This is a genomic window from Streptomyces regalis (assembly GCF_001509475.1).
In the GTDB taxonomy this organism is placed as follows: Bacteria; Actinomycetota; Actinomycetes; order Streptomycetales; family Streptomycetaceae; genus Streptomyces; species Streptomyces regalis.
Genome location: NZ_LLZG01000069.1, coordinates 1 through 23,275, shown reverse-complemented (window position 1 = coordinate 23,275; position 23,275 = coordinate 1). Strand labels below are relative to the sequence as shown.

Here is a 23,275-nt window from a genome sequence, read left to right as displayed (position 1 = left end):
CGGTGCGCCCGGCGCACCGCTCTCGCCCTCGTCCTCACTCCTCCGACGACTCGTCGTCGTCCGTGCCGCTCGGCTTCGGCGGCTTGGGCGGCTTCGCACGGCCGCTCGGGTTGTCCCTCAGGAAGGGGCCGGCCTCGCCGCCGTCGGTGGCGTGCCCCCCGGCGGAGGGGCTGCCGCCGTCCCGTCTGCGCAGATACCGCTCGAACTCGCGGGCGATCGCCTCACCCGACGCCTCCGGCAGCTCCGCGGTGTCCCGGGCTTCCTCCAGCGACTGCACGTACTCGGCGACCTCGCTGTCCTCGGCGGCCAGCTGGTCCACGCCGACCTGCCAGGCGCGCGCGTCCTCGGGCAGGTCGCCCAGCGGGATGCGTACGTCGATCAGGTCCTCGAGCCGGTTCAGCAGGGCCAGCGTGGCCTTGGGGTTGGGCGGCTGCGAGACGTAGTGCGGTACGGCGGCCCAGAGACTGACCGCCGGGACACCGGCGTGCGTGCACGCCTCCTGCAGGACGCCGACGATGCCCGTCGGGCCCTCGTACTTGGTCTCCTCCAGGTCCATCCGCTGCGCCAGGTCCGGGTCGGACGTGGTCCCGCTGATCGGGACCGGACGCGTGTGCGGGGTGTCGCCGAGCAGGGCGCCCAGGATGACCACCAGCTCCACGCCCAGCTCGTGCGCGAAGCCGAGCAGCTCGTTGCAGAACGAGCGCCACCGCATGGACGGTTCGATACCTCGGACGAGTACGAGATCACGTGGCTTCTCGCCGCCGACGCGGACGACCGACAACCTTGTCGTCGGCCACGTGATCTTCCTCACCCCGGCGTCCATCCATACCGTGGGGCGGTTGACCTGGAAGTCGTAGTAGTCCTCGGCGTCCAGCGCCGCGAACACCTCGCCCTTCCACTCCCTGTCCAGATGCGCGACCGCGGTGGAGGCGGCGTCGCCGGCATCGTTCCAGCCCTCGAACGCGGCCACCATGACCGGGTCGATCAGCTCGGGAACCCCCTCGAGCTCGATCACCCAGCGCCTCCTTCCGACGTGCCCTCGCTTGACCACCCAACCTTACGGCGTGCGGCGGGGGCGCCCGCAGCCCCCTTGCACGGGGGAGTGAACGGATCACTGCCCCGTTCGCCACCCCGGAACACCCGCCAGAGATCCGATGTCCGACGAATGGCGAGCGGCGGGGCAGTTCGGGCGGTATCACCCACTCGTGTGGAGGCCGGGCGATCGGCCGCCCGGTGCCCTGACTGTGCGGAACTGTTCGTCGGGTGAGCGGAGTTGCCCCCAGGTCACGGGTCAGGCGGGTCGGGATCGTGTACCTGACCCTGTTCGCCACGGGCACGCTGGGGGCGCTGCTGTCCGCCCCGCACGTGGAGGACCCGGCTGCCGTGGTGGCGGCGTTGCTGCCGACCGGGGCGGGCGCCTATCTGGCGTGGAGCGCCTATCGGACGGACCGCGTCGAGGCGGCCGGGGCGGCGGCCCCCGGCGTCGTCGCCGACCGCCTCGCCGTCGCCGTACGGCGGCAGTGGGAGGCGGAGGCGGTGGTGCGGTGGCTGGCGGATCCGTATCCCCTGCCGGTGTCCTGGCGGGGCGCCGATGCCGACCTGGCCGAGGTGACGCAGGGCCTGGCGGGCCGGGACGGGGAGATCGGCGCGGTCTTCGCCGGGAGCGTGCCCGATCGGCGGCTGCTGGTGCTGGGGGCTCCGGGGTCGGGGAAGACCCTGTTGCTCGTGCGGTTGCTGCTCGCACTGATCGAGGACCGGGCGGCGGGCGATCCGGTGCCCGTCCTCTTCCCTCTGGCCTCATGGGATCCGTCGGCCGTGGATCTGCGGGGCTGGATGGAGCGCAAGCTGGTGCAGGACCACGCCGAGTTGGGGGCGGCGGCTCCGGCGGAGTACGGGGAGACGACCCTCGCCGGGATGCTGCTGGACCGGCGTCTGGTGCTGCCGGTGCTCGACGGGTTCGACGAACTGCCCGCCGAGCTGAGCGGGTTGGCGCTGCACCGGATCGGTGAGGCGTTGCCGTACGGCTGCGGGCTGGTGCTGTCCAGCAGGCCCGCGGAGTACCGGGCGGCGCTGCGGCCCCCGACGGGGGTGCCGGCGCGGCTGACAGCGATGGCGGGGATCCGGCTGGAGCCGCTCGGCGCCGACGACGTCGCCGCGTATCTGCTGCGGGACGCGGGCGGGGGCGACACACCGGCCGCGGCGCGGTGGGAGCCGGTGGTGGCCGTGCTGCGTACGGAGGCGCCGGTGGCGGGGGCGCTCAGGAGCCCGCTGATGGTGTCCCTGGCGCGGTCTGTGTACAACCCGCGGCCGGGCGAGGCGGAGGGTGAGCTTCCGGACCCTGCCGGGCTGTTGCGGTGGCCGACGCGAACCGCCGTGGAGCGCCATCTGCTCGACGCGTTCGTCGATGCCGCATACCGGCCGCATCCGCAGCGCCCGTGTCCGTGGACGGCGGGCGAGGCACGGCACGCGTTGCGGTTTCTGGCGCGTCGCATGGAGCGCGGCGTGGACGGAGCGGCCGAGGTGGCGTGGTGGAGGCTGGGGCATGCGGTGTCGGCGGTGCTGCCTCAGGTGCTGGCCGGCGTACTGCTGGGCGTCCTGGGGTGGCTGGTCGAGGGCGGGACCATGGAGCTGACCCACTACTTCGCGCAGGAGCCGCAGGCGCCGACGCCGTGGGAGGAGCGGGGCGGGCTGGGGGTCGTCGCCGCGGGGATCTGCGGCGGGCTGGCGGGCGGCCTTGCGGCAACCCTGGCGATCACCCTGCTCTGTGGGGCGGCCGTCGCTCCCGACGTCCCTGCCGACCTCGTGCTGCACCGCCTGGCCGACGGTGGTTCGCTCGCGCTCGTCGGAGTGATCATCTCCGGGTTCGCCTGCGGTGCCCGGACCGGCGTACGACTGCCGGCCGACTGGGACTGGCGGCTTCCGGCGACGGGATTCGCGGCCGCGATCTGTTACGGACTCGCCTTCGACAACGCCTGCGGAACCGTCAGTGCCCTGCTCTACGGCGTGACGGCCGCCGCCGTCGGCAGGGACGGCATGGACACGGACCCCGCCTGCCCCGTGGCCCGGGTGCGCTGGCACTGGAGCCCACGGGGCGTCTGCCAGGGGCTGCTGGGCGGGCTGCTGGGCGGGCTGCTGCTCGGCGGCAGCATCCTGCTGGAGGGCCTGCTCGCGGATGTGCTCTCGGGCGGCTCCACCCGGCGGTACATCGCGAGCGCCGATCCCGTCGCGGCGGGCTGGGAGGCACTCCAGGTGGGCGCCGTGTTCGCGGTGGCCTGCCTGCTCCTGAACGGTCTGCGGACGGTCCCCGTCGACCTCGGCGCCTCGGTCGACGGCCACGCCCTCCTCGCCAACGACCGGCGCACCCTCGGCACCTGCGTCCTGACGGCGGCTCTGGTCGGCGCCTTGGTGATCGGCACCCAGGGCTGGTGCGCCGCCGTCTGGGGATCGACAGGCGTATGGGGCGCGGCCCCCATCGAGAGCCGGCACTGGGTCTACGCGGTCGGGCTGGTCCCCGCGCTGCTGACCGGGCTGGCCATCGGGATCCGCCAGTCGGCCTGGACCCGGTACGCGGTGGCCCGCTGCTACCTGGTCCTGCGCGCCAAGGTGCCCTTCGACCTCATGACCTTCCTCGGCGACGCCCACGAACACCGGGGCGTCCTGCGCCGCGTGGGCGCCGTCCACCAGTTCCGTCACATCGAACTGCAGCACCGCCTGGCCGAAGCGGACCGTTAGGTCACAGCGTCGACCGCAACCACTGCTCCACGCTCGCGATGTGCACCGTCGCCCACGACCGCGCCGCCTCCGCGTCGCGGTCCCGCAGGGCTGCCAGGATCGCCCGGTGCTCGTGCAGGGTCCGGCTGACCGCGTCCTCCTGGGTCAGCCCGCGCCAGATACGGGCCCGCGTGGTCGGCCCCGACAGGCCGTCGAGGAGGGAGCACAGCACCGAGTTCCCCGAGCTCTGCACGATGCCCCGGTGGAACTCCAGGTCGCAGGCGACGAGCTCCTCCACCGACGGAGCGTTGCCGAGCTTGTCCAACTGGTTGGCCAGCGCGTCCAGTTGCTGCTCGCTGATCCGTGACGCCGCCATCGCCGTGGCGGCGGGCTCCAGGATGCGGCGCACGGCGAGGAACTCCAGCACCGTGTCGTCGCGGTGGAAGTCGACGACGAAGCTCAGCGCCTCCAGCAGCAGCTGCGGATCCAGGCTCGTGACGTACGTGCCGTCGCCCTGCCGTACGTCCAGGATCCGGATCAGCGACAGGGCCCGCACGGCCTCCCGCAGGGAGTTGCGGGAGAGCCCGAGGTCGGCGGCCAGCTCGCTCTCCTTGGGGAGCCGGTCGCCGGGGCGCAGCGCGCCGGAGACGATCATGCCCTTGATCTTCTCGATCGCCTCGTCGGTGACTGCCATGGCCGCCTCCCTGTCGTTCAGGATGTCGTGCGAGACATCCGACGTCTCAGGCACATTATGGGGCCTGTTCAGGCGAGTGCCTCCAGATCGGCGATCACCGCCTCCTCGTCGAGCGTCGTCAGCGCCCGGTCCCGCATCAGCACGCGCCCCCGCTCATGCCGAGCTCCCCTCCGTGCGGTCGGCCGCGTACTCCTCCGCGAGCAGCAGGACGGTGCCGGACTCGCGGCGATCGAGATGGAGCTCTCGGCGCTGCTCGTGACGGCCTCGCTGCGCGGGCTGGTCGCCGGAGGTGTGCTGGTCGTCGACGGCGCCAACGCCGACGAACTCGTCGACGAGGAGACCACCGGCGGGTACACCCCGCACCGGGAGGTAACGCCGCCCGCGAGCGGCCGTTGCGCATCCTCACCCACTGCAACACCGGCGCGCTCGCCACGGCCGGCTGGGGAACGGCACTCGGCGTCATCCGCGAACTGCACGCGCGTGGCCGGCTGGAGGTCGTGTACGCCGACGAGACGCGCCCGCTGCTCCAGGGATCCCGCCTGACCGCCTGGGAGTTGGTCCAGGAGGGCATCCCGCACTACGTCCGGGCAGACGGCGCCGCGGCGGGCACCATCCTGCGCGGCGAGGTCGACGCGGCGATCGTCGGCGCCGACCGCATCGCCGCGAACGGCGACACCGCGAACGAGGTCGGCACCGTGGGCGTCGCCCTGGCCTGCACGGACGCCGGATCCCGTGCCTGGTTGCGGCACCCACGACGACCGTCGACCTCGCCACGAAGACCGGCGACGACATCCCCATCGAACTTCGAGGTGAGGGCGAGGTGCTGGAGGTGTCGGCGGGGGAGCGGCTGTGCTGAGGTCCGCCGACTTCGGCACCGACCTATACTCCGGATCCATGTCCGATGCTGCTGCTCCGACCTCCCCGGATGCCGACCTGGTCGGCGCCTTGAAGGCGCTGGCCAACCCGGTGCGGCTGCAGCTGCTGTGGTGGCTGCGCGAGCCGGAGCGGCACTTCGCCCAGTACGAGGCGATCGCGGACCCGGCCGAGGTGGGGGTCTGTGTGAGCCACATCCAGGCCAAGGCCGGGCTGGCCCAGTCGACGGTGTCGGCGTACATGGCCGAACTCCAGCGGGCGGGTCTGGTGCGGGCGACGCGGGTGGGCAAGTGGACCCACTACAAGCGGGACGAGGAGCGCATAGCCGAGCTGGTCGCCCAACTCGGGCGGACCCTCTAGCGGTTGGGCGTTTCCCTGCGTGCCCGCCTGTTGCATTTCATATCGAGAATCTGCGATATTTCGATGCATGGAGAATCTCGGCACGGACCTCGGCACGTTCGGCGTGTACACCTTCGACTTCGAGCACCAGTCGGCCACACAACTTCGCGACTCCGTACAGGAGTTGGAGGATCGGGGATGGCGGGCGGTGTGGTTCCCCGAGGTGGGCGGGCGTGAAGCGCTCACGCAGGCCGGCTATCTGCTCTCCTGCACCGAACGGCTGCACGTGGTCAACGGCATCGCACGGATCGGGTCCCGCGACGCAGGCGCGACCCACGCCGGGAGCGTCCTGCTGGCCGACGCCTACCCGGGACGGCATGTGCTCGGCCTGGGGTTCGGCGGCGCACGGCCGGGCGTCAAGCCCCTGGCGGCGATGGCCGAGTTCGTCGACGAACTGGACGCGCTCGCGAAGGAGTCACCCAACCCCGCGCCACAGACCCCGGTACGCCGCATCCTGGCCGCGTACGGTCCCAAGATGATCGCCCTGGCCCGGGACCGGTCCGCCGGCGCGCACACCTACCACGTCAACACGGAACACACCGCCCAGGCCAGGCAGATCCTCGGCCCCGACGCGTTCCTCGGCGTCGAGCACGCGGTGCTCCTGGAGCCGGACCCCGACAAGGCCCGGGCGGCGGCGCGCGCGCACCTGGACGTCTATCTCAACACCCCTTACAACATCGCCAAGTTCCGCCGCCTCGGCTACTCGGACGAGGAGATCGCGCACGGCGGCAGCGACCGCATCGTGGACGACCTCGTGTTCTGGGGCGACGTGGACACGGTGGTGGACAAACTCCGCACCCACGTCACAGCGGGTGCCGACCACGTCGCTGTCCAAGTGATCGGCACCGAACCGGGCGGCACCGCGATGCCGCACTGGCGGCGGCTCGGCGAGGCGCTGCTGCCCCCGACGGCGTCCTGACCGCCGTACACCTGCTTGCCGCTCCGCCTTGCTACCCGCTGGCTACCGCTGCGGGGGTCGCGTGCGGCCTCCAGGCGGTCGCCGAGGACCTTCATGTCCTGGCTGTTGGCGATGACCGGCAGGGTCACCTCTCTCGTGGGCAGGCCGGCCGACGCCCTTGAGCATCTCCGGGTCCGGCCTCGGTCAACCCGGCACTGTGCAAGATCACCGAGGACGTCGTCCTGTCGCTCGCTCGTGTCGGAGGAGCGGGCGCGTACGCTCGGCACCCTGTCCGACCACGGCGACCAACTCCGCCTGTCCTGGGAGGCCTTCGAGGCGGAGTTCCGTCGGCTGTGGGCCACCCGCCTCGACACGTTCTTCGACGACGCCTACCTCGACCGCTTCCCGCGCCGGGTGTGGACCGAGTCCCTCGGTCACGCCGGCACGGAAATCGTCGCCGTACGGGCGGTCGTGGAGGCGGTCGTGAAGTCGCCGGCCTGAGCGCACGTCAGGTGCGTGCCCGGTACGGACGGCAGGGCGTGCGAAAGGGGCGGCTCCGTCGGCATGGAGCCGCCCCTTCCGATGGTGGCCGGCCCCGGTGCGGAAGGGGCCGCCCTCGTGCGGTCCGGCCGGTCAGGGGAGTGGCCGGACCCGGCGCCGGGGGAGTCTCATCCGGCGAAAACCTCCCGCGGCGCCGTGCGAGGTCACTTCTTGTCGAGCAGGTCCTGCACCTTGGCGCGGACGTCGTCGGTGGCCAGACCCCGGATCGTCAGCGTCGTACGGCGGCGCAGCACGTCGTCCTGCGTCTCGGCCCACTCGTTGTCGCGGGCGTAGACGACCTGGGCCCAGATCTCCGGGGCGTCCGGGTGGACGCGCTCGCCCAGCTCCGGGTTCTCGTTGGCGATGCGAGCGATGTCGAAGGCCAGCGAACCGTAGTGCGTGGCCAGGTGCTTGGCCGTGTCGGCCGCCATGCGCGGGCCGGGCGCCGGGCGGTCGGTCAGCAGACGGTGGGCGACCGCGCGCGGGTTGGCGATGCCCGGCAGCGGCAGCTTCTTCGGCAGCGAGGCGATCGGCTCGAAGTCGTCGCCCAGCGGGGCGCCCGGCAGCGCCTCCAGCTTCTTCATGATCGTACGGCCGATGTGCCGGAAGGTGGTCCACTTGCCGCCCGCGACGGACAGCATGCCGCCCTTGCCCTCGGTCACGACGGTCTCGCGCTTGGCCTTCGCCGTGTCACCGGGGCCACCGGGCAGCACCCGCAGGCCCGCGAAGGCGTAGGTGATGAGGTCTCGGTCGAGCTGCTGGTCCCGGATGGAGAACGCGGCCTCGTCCAGGATCTGGGCTATGTCCTTGTCATTGACCGCGACGTCCGCCGGGTCGCCCTCGAACGCCTCGTCCGTGGTGCCCAGCAGGAGCATGTCCTCCCAGGGCAGGGCGAAGGTGATGCGGTACTTGTCGATCGGGGTGGCGAGCGCCGCCTTCCAGGGCGAGGTCCGCTTCAGGACCAGATGCGCGCCCTTCGACAGACGGATCGACGGTGCGGCATTCGGGTCCTCCAACTTGCGCAGGTGGTCGACCCACGGGCCGGTCGCGTTCAGTACGAGGCGGGCGTTCACGCCGAACTCGTCACCGGACAGGCGGTCCTTCAGGTCCGCGCCCGTCACCCGGCCCTTGGTGAAGCGCAGGCCGGTGACCTCGGCGTGGTTCAGCACCACGGCACCCGCCTCGACGGCCCCGCGGACCGTCATCAGCGCCATGCGCGCGTCGTTCATCTGGTCGTCGCCGTACACGGCCACGGCCTTGAGGTTCTCGGTGCGCAGCTCGGGCACGTCCTGCGCCGCCTTGGCCGGCGAGAGCAGGTGACCCACTCCGTCACCGAACGCGGAGAGCGCGGAGTAGGCGAAGACGCCCGCCCCGAGCTTCGCGGCGCCGTGCGGCCCGCCCTTGTACACGGGGAGGTAGAACGTGAGCGGGTTCGCCAGGTGAGGTGCCACCTGGCGGGAGACCGCACGGCGCTCGAAGTGGTTCTCCGCCACCAGCTTCACCGCGCCGGTCTGCAGGTAGCGCAGACCGCCGTGGAGCAGCTTGGAGGAGGCGGAGGAGGTGGCGCCGGCGAAGTCACCGGCGTCGACCAGAGCCACCCGCAGGCCGGACTGCGCGGCGTGCCAGGCGGTGGAGATGCCCAGGATGCCGCCGCCGATCACGAGAAGGTCGTACGACGCCTTGGCGAGTTGCTCCCGGGTCTCGGCGCGGCTCGGGTTGGAGCCGGAGGCCGGGCGAGTACCGAGGGCAGGCACGGACTGCAGGGTGGACTGACTGGTCATTTCGGGTACTTACTCCTCATCAGAGCTCGCGGCAGAGCTTTTCTCGGCTCTCGTCAGCTCTCGTCGTCCTCGAGCCAGCCCATGGTCCGCTCGACGGCCTTGAGCCAGTTCTTGTACTCACGGTCGCGGGTCTCCGCGTCCATGCGGGGGGTCCACTCGGCGGCCCGGCGCCAGTTGGCGCGCAGGTCGTCGGTGTTGTTCCAGAAGCCGACGGCGAGACCGGCGGCGTAGGCGGCGCCGAGGCAGGTGGTCTCGGCGACCATCGGGCGCACCACCGGCGCGTCCAGGACGTCGGAGAGCGTCTGCATCAGCAGGTTGTTGGCGGTCATGCCACCGTCGACCTTGAGCGCCACCAGCTCGTCGCCGGAGTCCTTGACCATGGCGTCGGCGATCTCCCGCGTCTGCCAGGCGGTGGCCTCCAGAACGGCACGCGCGAGGTGCGCCTTGGTGACGTACCGGGTCAGGCCGGCGATCACACCGCGGGCGTCGGAGCGCCAGTGCGGGGCGAACAGGCCGGAGAAGGCCGGCACGAAGTAGGCGCCGCCGTTGTCCTCGACCGAGAGCGCGAGCGTCTCGATCTCGGCGGCGGTGGAGATCAGGCCCATCTGGTCGCGCATCCACTGCACCAGGGAGCCGGTGACGGCGATCGAGCCTTCGAGGGCGTAGATCGTCGGCTGGTCGCCGATCTTGTAGCCGACCGTGGTCAGCAGGCCGGCGTACGAGTTGATGATCTTTTCACCGGTGTTCATCACCATGAAGGTGCCGGTGCCGTACGTCGACTTGACCTCGCCCTCGGAGAAGCAGGTCTGGCCGAACAGGGCCGCCTGCTGGTCACCGAGCGCGGAGGCGACCGGGATGCCGCCGAGCAGGTCGCCCAGCTTGCCACCGGTGACCTCGCCGTAGACCTCCGCGGAGGAGCGGATCTCGGGCAGGATCTGCAGCGGCACGCCGATCGACTCGGCGATCTTGTCGTCCCACTCCATGGTGTGCAGGTTCATCAGCATGGTGCGGGACGCGTTGGTGACGTCCGTGACGTGCTTGCCGCCGTCGACACCGCCGGTCAGGTTCCAGATGACCCAGGTGTCCATGGTGCCGAAGAGGATGTCGCCGGCCTCGGCGCGCTCCTTGAGGCCCTCGACGTTGTCCAGCAGCCAGCGGGCCTTGGGACCGGCGAAGTAGGAGGCAAGGGGAAGGCCGGTCTCACGGCGGAAGCGGTCCTGGCCGACATTGCGGCCGAGCTCCTTGCAGAGCGCGTCGGTGCGGGTGTCCTGCCAGACGATGGCGTTGTGGACGGGCTCACCGGTGTTCTTGTCCCACAGCACGGTGGTCTCGCGCTGGTTGGTGATGCCGATGGCCTTGATGTCGTCACGGGTGATGCCGGCCTTCTGGATGGCTCCGGCGACGACTTCCTGGACGTTGGTCCAGATCTCGTTGGCGTTGTGCTCGACCCAGCCCGGCTTCGGGAAGATCTGCTCGTGCTCCTTCTGGTCGACGGAGACGATACGGCCGTCGCGGTCGAAGACGATGCAGCGGCTGGAGGTAGTGCCCTGGTCGATGGCGGCGATGAACGGGCCGGCGGTGTGGGCGTCGGTCACAGTGTGCTCCTGGAAGTTCCGTGGTTATGGGGCTTTACGTACGGCGCGCGCTGAGAGTTTCGGTGCTCTTCACCCGAACGGGTGAAGAGCGGTGCTCCTAAGCGAAGGCGACGTTGTAGATGCCTGCCGCGATGGCGCCGCCGATGAGCGGGCCGACCACCGGGATCCAGGCGTAGCCCCAGTCGGAACCGCCCTTGTTGGGCAGCGGCAGAAGGGCGTGGACGATACGCGGACCGAGGTCACGGGCCGGGTTGATCGCGTAACCGGTCGGGCCGCCGAGGGACAGGCCGATGGAGACGACCACGAGCGCGGTGATCAGGGCGCCCAGGGTGCCCAGGCCCTTGCCGCTGTCGTTCAGGCCCTGGGTCAGGACCGCGAGCACCAGCACGACGGTGCCGATGATCTCCGTGAGGAGGTTCTGCACCGCGTTCCGGATCTCGGGGCCGGTGGAGAAGATGCCCAGGACCGGGCCGGCGCCCTTCTCCTGGGCCTCGACGGCCTTGGCCGAGGTGGCCTGCGCGCCCGGACCACCGACGATTTCCCTGTCGGTGAGGTGGGCGTGGAACTGGCCGTAGTAGGCGACCCAGACCAGGGCCGCACCGATCATGGCGCCGAGCAGCTGTCCGGCGAAGTACGTCGGAACGTTGCTCCAGTCGTTGTCCTTGATCGCAAGTGCGACGGTCACGGCCGGGTTCAGGTGGGCGCCGGACAGCGGCGCCGAGGTGTAGACCGCCGTGAGTACTGCGAAGCCCCACCCGAAGGTGATGGCGAGCCAGCCGGCGTTACGAGCCTTGGAGGCCTTCAGCGTGACAGCGGCGCAGACGCCGCCGCCGAGCAGGATGAGTATGGCGGTACCGATGGTCTCGCCGATGAAGATGTCGGAGCTGGACACCCGCGACTCCTTTGTCCTTCGTCCAGGGGAAGCCGAACCCCGGGTCCCTCCGGTGGTTCGCGTTGCCCTCGGGGGTGAGAGCGATGCCGGCCCTTGGCGTTGCCACACTCTAGCGCGTATTGCCGGTAGGTGTTCGACAATGCCGACCGATGGACGGGAGTCTTGCCCCGGCGTTACGTGTGCGTCAAGAGCTGTGTCGTCGAATGCGCGATCGTTGTCGGTTGTGTTGATTTATCGACATGGAGACGGCTGACTCGGAGCGCGACAAAGGCCGGAACGTCCTACGACGTCCCGGCAGCCACTCTCACCCCGTACGGGCTCTCAGAACCGCCCGGCGCCCAGGTCCCGCGACACCGCGCGGGCACAGTCCCGTACCGCCGCGATCAGCTCGGGACGCAGCTCGCCGTCCCGGCACAGCCGCTCCACGGCGCCCGTGATGCCGACCGATCCGACGGGCATGCGGCGCCGGTCGTGGATGGCGGCGGCGACGGAGGCGACGCCCTCCCAGGTCTCCTCGACGTCGGCGGCGTACCCACGCGCGCGTGTCATGTCGAGGATGTGCTCGAAGGCGTCCAGCTCGCACACGGTCCGGTCCGTGAAGGCCTTGCGGTCGGCCTCGATCGCCTCGCTGTGCGCGACCGGGTCGTACGCCGACAGGACCTTGCCCAGAGCCGTGGAGTGCAGCGGCTGCATGGCCCCGATCTCCAGCACTTGCCTGCTGTCGTCGGGCCGGAAGACGTGGTGGACGATCAGCACGCCCTGCTGGTGCAGAACGCCCAGGTAGACGCTCTCCCCGCTGGAGCGGGCCAGGTCGTCCGTCCACACCAGGGCGCGCGCCCGCAGCTCGTGCACATCCAGATAGGTGGTGCCCAGGCGCAGCAGCTCGGCGCCCAGCTGGTAGCGCCCGGAGGCATCGTCCTGCTCGACGAAGCCCTCCTGCTGGAGGGTGCGCAGAATCCCGTGGGCGGTGCCCTTGGCGAGGCCCAGTGACGAGGCGATGTCCGACAGGCCGAGCCGTCGCTCACCACCTGCGAGGAGCCGCAGCATCGCGGCCGCCCGCTCGAGCGACTGGATGTTCCGTGCCATCGCCGTACTGCCTCCGTCCCCTTCGAGCGTCGACCATGCGACGTCGCTGCCGCTGTTCGGCAATGTCGAACACTACTAGTCGATGCCGACCTCCCGCTAATGGTCCGTCGGCATCCGTACGGTTCTGTTGCGTCACCCGTATCCGGGAATCGACCCGGCCGTCATCCCCGTCCCGCCCCGTGGACGCCCTGACCATTCCGTCGCGGTCCCGGCTACCCTTGCGGCGTGCGCCTGCTGCGGACCGTTCCGCGTAGGGCGCAAAGCCGACAGCCGTCGCACTCCAGGGAGCCCCTTCATGGCCTCGTTGCCACCGACCCCTTCCGCCGACAGCCGGACCCGTGTGTCCGCTCTCCGTGAGGCGCTCGCCACCCGTGTGGTGGTCGCCGACGGAGCGATGGGCACCATGTTGCAGGCCCAGGAGCCCACCCTCGAGGACTTCGAGAACCTCGAAGGCTGCAACGAAATCCTCAACCTGACCCGGCCCGACATCGTCCGCTCCGTCCACGAGGAGTACTTCGCGGCCGGCGTGGACTGCGTCGAGACCAACACCTTCGGCGCCAACCACTCGGCCATGGCCGAGTACGACATCGCCGACCGGGTCTACGAGCTGTCCGAGGCCGGTGCCCGCATCGCCCGGGAGACGGCCGACGCGTTCGGCGCCCGCGACGGCCGCCAGCGTTGGGTGCTCGGATCGATCGGACCCGGTACGAAGCTGCCGACCCTCGGCCACATCGGCTACGGCACCCTGCGCGACGGCTTCCAGGCGAACGCCGAGGGACTGCTCGCCGGCGGCGCGGACGCCCTGATCGTGGAGACCACCCAGGACCTCCTGCAGACGAAGTCGTCGATCCTGGGTGCCCGGCGCGCCATGGAGGCGACCGGCACCGAGGTCCCGCTGCTGGTCTCGATGGCCTTCGAGACGACCGGCACCATGCTGCTGGGCTCCGAGATCGGCGCCGCGCTGACCGCGCTCGAGCCCCTCGGCATCGACATGATCGGCCTGAACTGCTCGACCGGCCCCGCCGAGATGAGCGAGCACCTGCGCTACCTGGCCCGGCACTCCCGCACCCCGCTGCTGTGCATGCCCAACGCCGGCCTGCCGATCCTCACCAAGGACGGCGCCCACTTCCCGCTCGACCCCAAGGGCCTGGCCGACGCCCAGGAGACCTTCGTACGCGACTACGGGCTGAACCTCATCGGCGGCTGCTGCGGCACGACCCCCGAGCACCTGAGGCAGCTCGTGGAGCGGGTCCGGGAAGCCACGCCCGTGGAGCGCCGGCCGCAGCCCGAGCCCGGCGCCGCCTCCCTCTACCAGACGGTCCCGTTCCGCCAGGACACCTCCTACCTGGCCATCGGCGAGCGAACCAACGCCAACGGCTCGAAGAAGTTCCGCGAGGCCATGCTGGCCGCTCGCTGGGACGACTGCGTCGAGATGGCCCGCGAGCAGATCCGCGAGGGCGCGCACATGCTCGACCTGTGCGTGGACTACGTCGGCCGCGACGGCGTCGCCGACATGGAGGAGCTGGCCGGCCGCTTCGCCACCGCCTCCACGCTGCCGATCGTGCTGGACTCCACCGAGGTCGACGTCATCCGGGCCGGCCTGGAGAAGCTGGGCGGCCGCGCGGTCATCAACTCCGTCAACTACGAGGACGGCGACGGCCCCGAGTCCCGCTTCGCCAAGGTCACCAAGCTGGCCCAGGAGCACGGCGCCGCCCTGATCGCGCTGACCATCGACGAGGAGGGCCAGGCCCGCACCCCCGAGAAGAAGGTCGAGATCGCCGAGCGGCTCATCGAGGACCTGACGACGAACTGGGGCATCCTCGAGTCGGACATCCTCATCGACACCCTGACCTTCACCATCTGTACCGGCCAGGAGGAGTCCCGGGGCGACGGCATCGCCACCATCGAGGCGATCCGCGAACTCAAGCGCCGCCACCCGGACGTCCAGACCACGCTCGGCCTGTCCAACATCTCCTTCGGCCTCAACCCGGCCGCCCGCATCCTGCTCAACTCCGTCTTCCTCGACGAGTGCGTCAAGGCGGGCCTGGACTCGGCCATCGTCCACGCCTCGAAGATCCTGCCGATCGCCCGCTTCAACGAGGAGGAGGTGCAGACCGCCCTCGACCTCATCTACGACCGGCGTGGCGAGGGCTACGACCCGCTGCAGAAACTGATGGCCCTGTTCGAGGGCGCCACTGCCAAGTCCCTCAAGGCCGGAAAGGCCGAGGAACTCGCCGCCCTCCCGCTGGAGGAGCGCCTGGGGCGCCGCATCATCGACGGCGAGCGCAACGGCCTGGAGGCCGACCTCGACGCGGCCCTCCAGGACCGCCCCGCCCTGGACATCGTCAACGAGACCCTCCTGGACGGCATGAAGGTCGTCGGCGAGCTGTTCGGCTCCGGCCAGATGCAGCTGCCGTTCGTGCTCCAGTCCGCCGAGGTGATGAAGGCCGCCGTCGCCTACCTCGAACCGCACATGGAGAAGACGGACGCCGACGGCAAGGGCACCATCGTGCTGGCCACGGTCCGCGGCGACGTGCACGACATCGGCAAGAACCTGGTGGACATCATCCTGTCCAACAACGGCTACAACGTGGTCAACCTGGGTATCAAGCAGCCCGTCTCGGCGATCCTGGAGGCCGCCGAGGAGCACCGGGCCGACGTCATCGGCATGTCCGGTCTGCTGGTGAAGTCCACGGTGATCATGAAGGAGAACCTGGAGGAGCTCAACCAGCGCGGCCTGTCGGCGAACTACCCGGTCATCCTCGGCGGCGCCGCCCTCACGCGCGCGTACGTCGAGCAGGACCTGCACGAGATCTACGAGGGCGAAGTCCGCTACGCCCGCGACGCGTTCGAGGGCCTGCGCCTGATGGACGCCCTGATCGGCGTCAAGCGGGGCGTGCCCGGCGTGAAGCTGCCCGACCTCAAGCAGCGTCGGGTCAAGGCCGCGGCCACCACGGCCGTCCTCGACGAGCGTCCCGAGGAAGGCCACGTCCGCTCCGACGTCGCCACCGACAACCCGCTGCCCGAGCCGCCGTTCTGGGGCACCCGCGTCATCAAGGGCATCCAGCTCAAGGAGTACGCGTCCTGGCTCGACGAGGGCGCCCTCTTCAAGGGCCAGTGGGGCCTGAAGGAGACCCGCACCGGAGACGGCCCGTCGTACCAGGAACTCGTCGAGACCGAGGGCCGCCCGCGGCTGCGCGGCCTGCTCGACCGGCTCCAGACGGACAACCTCCTCGAAGCGGCCGTGGTCTACGGCTACTTCCCCTGCGTCTCCAAGGACGACGACCTGATCCTCCTGGACGAGCACGGCAACGAACGCACCCGCTTCACCTTCCCGCGCCAGCGCCGCGGCCGCCGCCTGTGCCTCGCGGACTTCTTCCGCCCGCAGGAGTCGGGCGAGACGGACGTCGTGGGCCTGCAAGTGGTCACCGTGGGCTCGCGGATCGGCGAGGAGACGGCCCGGATGTTCGAGGCGAACGCCTACCGCGACTACCTCGAACTGCACGGCCTGTCCGTGCAGTTGGCCGAGGCACTCGCCGAGTACTGGCACGCGCGCGTGCGCTCCGAGCTGGGCTTCGCCGGTGAGGACCCGGCCGACATCGAGGACATGTTCGCGCTGAAGTACCGCGGCGCCCGCTTCTCGCTGGGCTACGGCGCCTGCCCGAACCTGGAGGACCGGTCCAAGATCGCCGACCTGCTCCAGCCGGAGCGCATCGGCGTCCACCTGTCCGAGGAGTTCCAGCTGCACCCCGAACAGTCCACGGACGCAATCGTCATCCACCACCCCGAGGCGAAGTACTTCAACGCCCGCTGACACGGGCCCGTCGATCAAACCAGGCGTTTCGGCCGCGGGAGTCGTACACTGGTCGGTCCACCGCAGGCCGGTTCCCTTCGTGGGAACCGGCCTGATCGCCCCTTCAAGGAGGTACGTGGATGACCAGCACGGTCCCCGCACCAAAAACCCGTACGGCCGAGGGCTCAGCCCTGCAGGCCGTGCTGCTCGACATGGACGGAACCCTGGTGGACACGGAGGGCTTCTGGTGGGACGTCGAGGTCGAGATCTTCGCCGGCCTCGGCCACACGCTCGACGACACCTGGCGCCATGTCGTGGTCGGCGGCCCCATGAGCCGCAGCGCCGGATTCCTGATCGAGGCCACCGGCGCCGACATTACCCTCGCCGAGCTCACGGTGCTGCTCAACCAGGGCTTCGAGGACCGCATCGACCGCGCCCTGCCGCTGATGCCGGGAGCCGCCCGGCTGCTGGCCGAGCTGGCCGCGTACGAGATCCCCACCGCCCTGGTCTCCGCCTCGCACCGGCGCATCATCGACCGGGTGCTCACCTCGCTCGGCCCCCAGCACTTCGCGCTGACGGTCGCCGGCGACGAGGTGCCGCGCACCAAGCCGTACCCGGACCCGTACCTGTTCGCGGCGGCCGGACTCGGCGTCGACCCGGTCAGGTGCGCGGTCGTCGAGGACACGGCGACCGGCGTCGCCGCGGCCGAGGCAGCGGGCTGCCATGTGGTGGCCGTGCCGTCCGTGTCACCCATCACCCCGGCCACCCGGCGCACCGTGGTGACCTCGCTCGAAGAGGTCGATCTGGCATTTCTGCGCGGGCTGATGGCGGCGTGACAACAGAAATGCGCCCGGCGTTCACGCAGCGTGCAACATCGATAGCGGGAAGAATTCCGCAACGAAATTCGCACGTGCCCGACGGCTGAATTCCGACGCCCGCCAAGACTGTTCAGTTTGTGACGTTCGCCACGCAACATGGGGTCGACAGGCGGGTTTGGCCATGATCCTCGGCCTCTTTCGGTGACTCTGCGCGAGTCCTTGTGTCCCAATTGATGGGATGGTGCACGAATCCTTCCACTGTCAGGTTTTCGTTGCGTCCGCACCCGGTTTCACTCCGTGATGGGGCCTCAACTCCGGTGGCTTCGAACCCTCCTGCAGGTGCGGACTAATCTCGTCGCGAGAACATCGCCCCAACCCCGTGATCCGCCGCAACACCCCTGCATGCCGGGTACACGGAGTCGACAGCTGGAGAAACCCGAGCATGAACCGCAAGACTTTGGTGCTGCCGGCCGTCATCGGTCTGCTCGCGCCGGTTCTCGCCGCCTGTGGCGGAACCGACAGCGGCAGTGACAGCGGCGACGCGATCGTTGTCGGCACCACGGACGCGTTCACTGCCTCGAAGGACGCTCCCGCCCCCCTCGACCCGGCCTACGCCTACGACGTCGGCACCTGGAACATCCTGCGCCAGACCGTGCAGACCCTGATGGTCCAGCCGCGCGGCGAGGGCGACCCGGTCCCCGAGGCCGCCCAGAGCTGCGGCTTCACCGACAGCGGCAACGAACGCTACGCCTGCACCCTGCGCGAAGGCCTGAAGTTCGCGAACGGCGACCCCGTCACCGCGGCCGACGTGAAGTACTCCATCGACCGCGCCCGCTCCCTCAAGGCCGACAGCGGCGTCTTCGCGCTGCTGTCCACCATCGACACCGTCGAGACCCAGGGCGACCGCGAGGTCATCTTCCACCTCAAGACCGCCGACGCCACCTTCCCGTTCAAGCTGTCCACCCCGGTCGCCGGCATCGTCGACCCGGACATCTACGCCAAGGACAAGCTGCGCGACGGCTTCGAGGTCGACGGCTCCGGCCCGTACACCCTCCAGGCCGAGGTCAAGAACGACCAGCTGGTCTCTGCCGTGTTCACCAAGAACCCCGACTACAAGGGGAGCCTGAAGGTGAACAACAACAAGGTCGAACTGCGCAACTTCGCGGACGCCGACGAAATGGGCACCGCCCTCGACAAGGGCGACATCGACCTGATGACCCGCACCATGTCGCCCGAGCAGATCCAGAAGCTGTCGGCCGACTCCGACGAAAGCGTCGACCTCGTCGACAAGTCCGGCCTGGAAATCCGCTACCTGGCCTTCAACACCAACGACCCGGCCGTACGCAGCGAGGCCGTCCGCCAGGCGATGGCCCAGGTCATCGACCGCGGTGAACTCGTCTCCAAGGTCTACGGCTCCCAGGCCGAACCGCTCTACTCGCTGGTCCCCGCCAGCATCACGGGCCATTCCAACGCGTTCTTCAACAAGTACGGCGACCCGAGCGTGACCAAGGCCAAGTCGCTGCTGGAAAAGGCGGGCATCACCACCCCGGTGAAGCTGACCCTGCACTACACCACCGACCACTACGGCTCGGCCACCAAGAAGGAGTTCGAGCTGCTGCAGAAGCAGCTCAATGACAGCGGCCTGTTCGACGTCGACATCAAGGGCACTCCCTGGGCGACGTTCCGCCCCGCCGAGCAGAAGGGCGAGTACGAGGTCTACGGCATGGGCTGGTTCCCGGACTTCCCGGACGCCGACAACTACCTCGCGCCGTTCCTCGACAAGGACAACTTCCTCGGCTCGCCGTACGCCAACAGCACGATCCGCAACACCCTGATCCCGGAGTCCCGCCGCGCCGCCGACCGGCTGTCCGCCTCCAACAGCCTGACGGACATCCAGGACATCGTCGCCAATGACGTGCCCGTGCTGCCGCTGTGGCAGGGCAAGCAGTACGTCGCCGCGGGCGACGACGTCACCGGTACGGCGTACGCGCTCAACTCCTCCTCGACCCTTCAGCTGTGGGAGCTCGGCCGCGGCGTGAGCGGCTGACGTCTCTCCGTGCCCGGCGCCCAGGACCAGGGCGCCGGGCCTGACCCGGGATCCAGGACGAGGCCCGGGTACCTCACAACCGACGACAAGGCACTCGTAAGTGAATATGCGCAACCAGTGGCCGGTCCTGCCCGTCGTGGCAGGGCTGGCCTCCGGCCTGCTGACCGGCTGCGGAACCGAGACGGGGGACTCCGGGGGGACCGGCACCTCGGTGGTCATGGGGATGTCGGACGACGTCCTGGCCACCGACCCCGCCTCCGGCTACGACCCCGGCTCCTGGCTGTTGTTCAACAACGTCTTCCAGTCGCTGCTCAGTTTCCCCAAGGGCGCCACCGAACCGCAGCCCGAGGCCGCCGAGCAGTGCACCTTCTCCGGCACGGAGGCCACGGTCTACAAGTGCACGCTGCGGGACGGACTGAAGTTCAGCAACGGTGACGTGCTCACCTCGGACGACGTCAAGTTCTCCTTCGACCGCATGCTGAAGATCAACGACCCCGACGGTCCCGCGGTCATGTTCCCCACGCTCGACAAGGTCGAGACACCCGACGACAAGACCGTCGTCTTCCGGCTCAACACACCCGACGCCACCTTCCCGAGCAAGATCGCCTCCGGCGCCGGCTCCATCGTCGACGAGGAGCAGTACGACGCGGAGGGCCTGCGCAAGGACGGCGAGGCGGTCGGCTCCGGCCCGTACAAGCTGGACACCTTCGACGACAACGAGGCCGTCTTCTCAGTCAACGAGAACTACAAGGGCGCCGCCGAGGTGCAGAACTCCGGCGTGACGCTGAAGTTCTTCCACGGCGACCAGGGCGCCCTGAAGCAGGCCCTGCTCGCCGACGAGGTCGACATCGCCTACCGAGGCCTCACCGCCGGCGACATCGCCGACATCGAGAAGTCCGGCGGAGACTCCGGTGTCGAGGTCGTCGAGGGCAGCAGCGCCGAGGTCCAGCACCTGGTCTTCAACATGGACGACCCGGTCGCCGGAAAGCTCGGCGTGCGCAAGGCCATCGCCTACCTCATCGACCGCGACGCCCTAATCAAGGACGTCTACCAGGGCACCGCGAGCCCGCTGTACTCGATCATCCCGGCCGGTATCAGCGGCCACAACACGGCCTTCTTCGACACCTACGGCGCCCGCCCCTCCAAGGCCAAGGCCGCCGCCGCGCTGCAGGACGACGGCATCACCGGCAAGGTCAAGCTGACCCTGTGGTCCACCCCGTCGCGCTACGGCCCCGCCACCGACCAGGAGTTGAAGGCGATCGCGCAGCAGCTCAACGACAGCGGCCTGTTCGACGCCGACGTGCAGTCCGTCGCGTTCGACCAGTACGAGAAGGACGTGGCCGCCGGCAAGTACGGCGTGTACGTGAAGGGCTGGATCCCGGACTACCCGGACGCCGACAACTTCACGGCCCCCTTCTTCGGCGAGGGCAACGTGCTGAGCAACAACTACAGCAACCGCTCGATCACCGGCACGCTCATCCCGCGCACCGCCGCCGAGAGCGACCGCTCCGCGACGGACGACGAGTTCGGCCGGCTCCAGGACATCGTGGCCAGGGAACTCCCCGTCCTCCCGGTCTGGCAGGCCAAGCAGTACGCGGTCGTCCGCGACAACGTCTACGGCCTGGAGTACTGCCTCGACGCCTCCACCGTCTTCCGCTTCTGGGAGCTCAGCAAGGGCTGACGGGACGGCCGTACCCGCCGCGCATACGCAAGAGGGCGCCCCTTCTCGAGAAGGGGCGCCCTCTTCGCCGTGACGCGGGCTCTTCGCCGAAAAAACGGGCTCCTACTGTGCGCCGGGGCGCACCAGCCCACTCTCGTACGCGTACACCGCGGCCTGCACCCGGTCCCGCAGTCCCAGCTTGGTGAGCACATGGCCGACATGCGTCTTCACGGTGGTCTCGCTGACGAACAGATCCGCGGCGATCTCCGCGTTCGACAGGCCCCGCGCCACCAGCTTCAGCACCTCCACCTCGCGATCGGTGAGCGTGTGCAAGGTGTCCGGGACGGGCTCGTCGCCGGAGGGCAGATGCGTGGCGTACTTGTCGAGCAGCCGGCGCGTGATGCTCGGCGCGAGCATCGCCTCACCGGCGGCGACCACACGGATCGCCTGCACCAGCTCATTGGCCGGGGCATCCTTCAGCAGGAAGCCGCTGGCACCCGCCCTCAGCGCCTCCACCACGTACTCGTCGAGGTCGAAGGTGGTCAGCACCAACACCTTCGCCGGGCCGTCCCGCCCGGGCCCGGTGATCTGCCGGGTCGCCTCGACCCCGTCCATCCGAGGCATGCGGATGTCCATCAGAACCACGTCGGGCTGCAGGGCCCGCACCTGGTCGAGAGCTTGCAGGCCGTCACCGGCCTCGCCCACGACCGCGATGTCCTGCTCCGCTTCCAGGATCATCCGGAAGCCGGTACGCAGCAGCGGCTGGTCGTCGACCAGTAGGACACGGATGGCCACGTAAGTCTCCTTCGCTAGTCCGGCCCCATTCTGCCCTGCGGGCCGCCACCGGACTCGCCCGCCCTGACCGGCAGCGACTGCATCTCCCGGGGGCCAACCCCCGGACCCCCGGCCGAACCTGGGTCAGTCACCCTCACCGGCAACGGATACGGCGGGGGAGTGCCGCCGAATTCCGGGCAGTGGGCCTGGTGGTCGCACCAGCCGCACAGCTTGGTCGGCCGGGGACGCCACTCGCCCGTCTCCGTCGCCTGCCGGATCGCCTCCCACAGCGCGAGCAGCTTGCGCTCCACCCGCTCCAGGTCGGCGAGGACCGGGTCGTACGTCAGCACGTCACCGCTGCCGAGATAGACGAGCTGGAGCCGGCGGGGGATCACCTGCTTCAGCCGCCACACGACCAGCGCGTAGAACTTCATCTGGAACAGCGCACCCTCGGCGTACTCGGGCCGGGGCGCCTTACCGGTCTTGTAGTCGACGATCCGCACCTCGCCCGTGGCCGCCACGTCGACGCGGTCGATGATCCCCCGCAACCGCAGCCCCGAATCCAACTCGGCCTCGACGAACAGCTCACGCTCGGCAGGCTCCAGCCGGGTCGGATCCTCGAGACTGAACCAGCGCTCCACGAGCTGCTCCGCCTCACCGAGCCACGTCGCCAGCCGCTCGCCCTCGGGATCGTCCTCGAACAGCTCCACGACCTCCGGCCTGCTCTCGCGCAGCCGGTCCCACTGGCCGGGGACGAGGGACTTCGCGCGCGGAGCGGTCCGCTCGGCAGCCGGGGCGTCGAAGAGCCGCTCCAGCACCGCGTGCACAAGGGTCCCCTTGGTCGCCGCCGCGCTCGGCTTCTCGGGCAGCCGGTCGATCACCCGGAACCGGTAGAGCAGCGGGCACTGCATGAAGTCACTGGCACGCGACGGCGACAGCGAGGCCGGCGGTATGGCCGGCCGGGCGACCGCGCCGACCGCCGTGGCCGCACCCTCACCCGCCTCACCGGTCACCACCGCACTGTCTGCCCCCGCCGCCGGGTACCCGTCCGTCACCGGCCCCGTCACCGGCGCGGCGTCACTGCCGCAGCCCGCCCCGGCACCCTCCGTGCTCGTCGTCTCCATGACCACAGACCTTACGGCCCGCCACTGACAGTGACCCAGCCGCCGCCGTGACACCTGCGTCGGCAGGGGAAACTGAGGGGGTGCCGGGGCGAAACGCGTCACCACGGCCGCATACCATCGACCCCAGACCCATCCGCCCGGCAGGCGCGGAAGACGCTTCGAACGAGGGGACACCGTGGACGAGAGCGGCGGGAGCGGGCAGCCGCGGTCCGGCACCGACGAGTCGACCGAGCGCCGAGCGGACCGTATGACCCCGGCCACCGACCCCACACGCCCCGACCCGGCCCCGACCGCCGAACAGCCCACGGCCGCACCGTCATTGCACCCCGACCGGAACGACACCGCGCGCGAAGCCACCCCGCCGCCGCTCAACCCCGAGAACCACTCGCAGGACGGGGCCCCACGTCCCTCACGGGGCGCGGCCGACCCGGGTGATGCAGGCGGTGAGGGCGCGGGCGAGAACAGGGGGAGCGGCCCTGCGGGTCGTTCACTGGCACATGGGCTCGCGGCCGACTCGAAGTCCGGCAGCGCGGATGCCGTGCGCGAAGCCACTCCGCCGCCGCTCCGCCCCGAGAACCGCTCGCAGGACG

15 protein-coding genes and 5 pseudogenes are annotated in these 23,275 nt (G+C 70.1%); 11 read left to right on the top strand and 9 right to left on the bottom strand.

What is annotated here, in order from left to right; genetic code table 11:
• Positions 1-34: 34 nt before the first annotated feature.
• Positions 35-1,015 carry a PAC2 family protein gene (locus tag ADL12_RS11900; RefSeq protein WP_062701358.1) on the bottom strand — a complete coding sequence of 327 codons (981 nt, stop codon included), beginning with the start codon at positions 1,013-1,015 and terminating at the stop codon, positions 35-37.
• Positions 1,016-1,308: 293 nt separating this feature from the next.
• Here ADL12_RS11900 and ADL12_RS11895 point away from each other — a divergent pair, with 293 nt between their 5' ends.
• Positions 1,309-3,732, top strand: coding sequence for an NACHT domain-containing protein (locus tag ADL12_RS11895; RefSeq protein WP_062701357.1), 2,424 nt, complete (start codon positions 1,309-1,311; stop codon positions 3,730-3,732).
• Position 3,733: 1 nt separating this feature from the next.
• On the opposite strand, the gene ADL12_RS11890 is transcribed toward ADL12_RS11895, so the two are convergent.
• Positions 3,734-4,405, bottom strand: coding sequence for a FadR/GntR family transcriptional regulator (locus ADL12_RS11890; RefSeq protein ID WP_062701592.1), 672 nt, complete (start codon positions 4,403-4,405; stop codon positions 3,734-3,736).
• A gap of 210 nt (positions 4,406-4,615) precedes the next feature.
• Here ADL12_RS11890 and ADL12_RS56365 point away from each other — a divergent pair.
• The 4 genes and pseudogenes from ADL12_RS56365 to ADL12_RS11875 form a co-directional block, all read left to right on the top strand.
• Positions 4,616-4,777, top strand: a pseudogene (locus ADL12_RS56365) (purine-nucleoside phosphorylase); the annotation flags it as partial.
• An 11-nt stretch (positions 4,778-4,788) separates the two neighbouring features.
• A pseudogene (locus tag ADL12_RS50170) lies at positions 4,789-5,234 on the top strand (S-methyl-5-thioribose-1-phosphate isomerase); the annotation flags it as partial.
• A 65-nt stretch (positions 5,235-5,299) separates the two neighbouring features.
• Positions 5,300-5,638, top strand: coding sequence for an ArsR/SmtB family transcription factor (locus ADL12_RS11880; RefSeq protein WP_062701590.1), 339 nt, complete (start codon positions 5,300-5,302; stop codon positions 5,636-5,638).
• Between the two features lie 67 nt (positions 5,639-5,705).
• Positions 5,706-6,596 (top strand): TIGR03620 family F420-dependent LLM class oxidoreductase, encoded by an 891-nt coding sequence (locus ADL12_RS11875; protein ID WP_062701355.1) that lies wholly within the window; start codon positions 5,706-5,708, stop codon positions 6,594-6,596.
• 2 nt (positions 6,597-6,598) lie between these two features.
• Here the strand turns inward: ADL12_RS11875 and ADL12_RS56360 are convergent.
• Positions 6,599-6,770: pseudogene (locus tag ADL12_RS56360) on the bottom strand (methylthioribulose-1-phosphate dehydratase); the annotation flags it as partial.
• A gap of 54 nt (positions 6,771-6,824) precedes the next feature.
• On the opposite strand from ADL12_RS56360, the pseudogene ADL12_RS11870 reads away from it, so the two are divergent.
• Positions 6,825-7,031: pseudogene (locus tag ADL12_RS11870) on the top strand (S-methyl-5-thioribose kinase); the annotation flags it as partial.
• 248 nt (positions 7,032-7,279) lie between these two features.
• Here the strand turns inward: ADL12_RS11870 and ADL12_RS11865 are convergent.
• From ADL12_RS11865 to ADL12_RS11850, 4 genes are all read right to left on the bottom strand, one after another.
• On the bottom strand, positions 7,280-8,896 hold the full coding sequence (locus tag ADL12_RS11865) for a glycerol-3-phosphate dehydrogenase/oxidase (protein ID WP_062701353.1): 1,617 nt from the start codon (positions 8,894-8,896) through the stop codon (positions 7,280-7,282).
• Between the two features lie 53 nt (positions 8,897-8,949).
• Complete coding sequence (glpK, locus tag ADL12_RS11860) at positions 8,950-10,491, bottom strand: glycerol kinase GlpK (RefSeq protein WP_062701351.1); 1,542 nt, start codon at positions 10,489-10,491, stop codon at positions 8,950-8,952.
• 97 nt (positions 10,492-10,588) lie between these two features.
• Positions 10,589-11,383, bottom strand: coding sequence for an MIP/aquaporin family protein (locus ADL12_RS11855; protein ID WP_062701349.1), 795 nt, complete (start codon positions 11,381-11,383; stop codon positions 10,589-10,591).
• Positions 11,384-11,704: 321 nt separating this feature from the next.
• Positions 11,705-12,469, bottom strand: coding sequence for an IclR family transcriptional regulator (locus tag ADL12_RS11850; protein WP_062701347.1), 765 nt, complete (start codon positions 12,467-12,469; stop codon positions 11,705-11,707).
• 295 nt (positions 12,470-12,764) lie between these two features.
• Here ADL12_RS11850 and metH point away from each other — a divergent pair, with 295 nt between their 5' ends.
• The 4 genes from metH (at position 12,765) to ADL12_RS11830 (ending at position 20,808) form a co-directional block, all read left to right on the top strand.
• Positions 12,765-16,283: a methionine synthase gene (gene metH, locus ADL12_RS11845; protein ID WP_062701345.1), complete on the top strand. Its 3,519-nt coding sequence runs from the start codon at positions 12,765-12,767 to the stop codon at positions 16,281-16,283.
• Positions 16,284-16,402: 119 nt separating this feature from the next.
• Complete coding sequence (locus ADL12_RS11840; protein WP_062701343.1) at positions 16,403-17,098, top strand: HAD family hydrolase; 696 nt, start codon at positions 16,403-16,405, stop codon at positions 17,096-17,098.
• Between the two features lie 424 nt (positions 17,099-17,522).
• Entirely contained in the window at positions 17,523-19,127 is a 1,605-nt protein-coding gene (locus ADL12_RS11835; protein ID WP_062701341.1) for an ABC transporter substrate-binding protein, read from the top strand.
• A 100-nt stretch (positions 19,128-19,227) separates the two neighbouring features.
• Complete coding sequence (locus ADL12_RS11830; protein ID WP_062701339.1) at positions 19,228-20,808, top strand: ABC transporter substrate-binding protein; 1,581 nt, start codon at positions 19,228-19,230, stop codon at positions 20,806-20,808.
• Between the two features lie 102 nt (positions 20,809-20,910).
• Here ADL12_RS11830 and ADL12_RS11825 read toward each other — a convergent pair whose 3' ends face one another.
• Both ADL12_RS11825 and ADL12_RS11820 read right to left on the bottom strand, forming a co-directional pair.
• Positions 20,911-21,582 carry a response regulator gene (locus tag ADL12_RS11825; protein ID WP_020141342.1) on the bottom strand — a complete coding sequence of 224 codons (672 nt, stop codon included), beginning with the start codon at positions 21,580-21,582 and terminating at the stop codon, positions 20,911-20,913.
• Positions 21,583-21,596: 14 nt separating this feature from the next.
• Positions 21,597-22,685, bottom strand: a complete 1,089-nt coding sequence (locus tag ADL12_RS11820; RefSeq protein ID WP_244187874.1) for a RecB family exonuclease — start codon at positions 22,683-22,685, stop codon at positions 21,597-21,599.
• A gap of 175 nt (positions 22,686-22,860) precedes the next feature.
• Between ADL12_RS11820 and ADL12_RS53905 the strand changes: the two are divergent.
• Positions 22,861-23,275 (top strand): annotated as a pseudogene (locus tag ADL12_RS53905) (hypothetical protein); the annotation flags it as partial.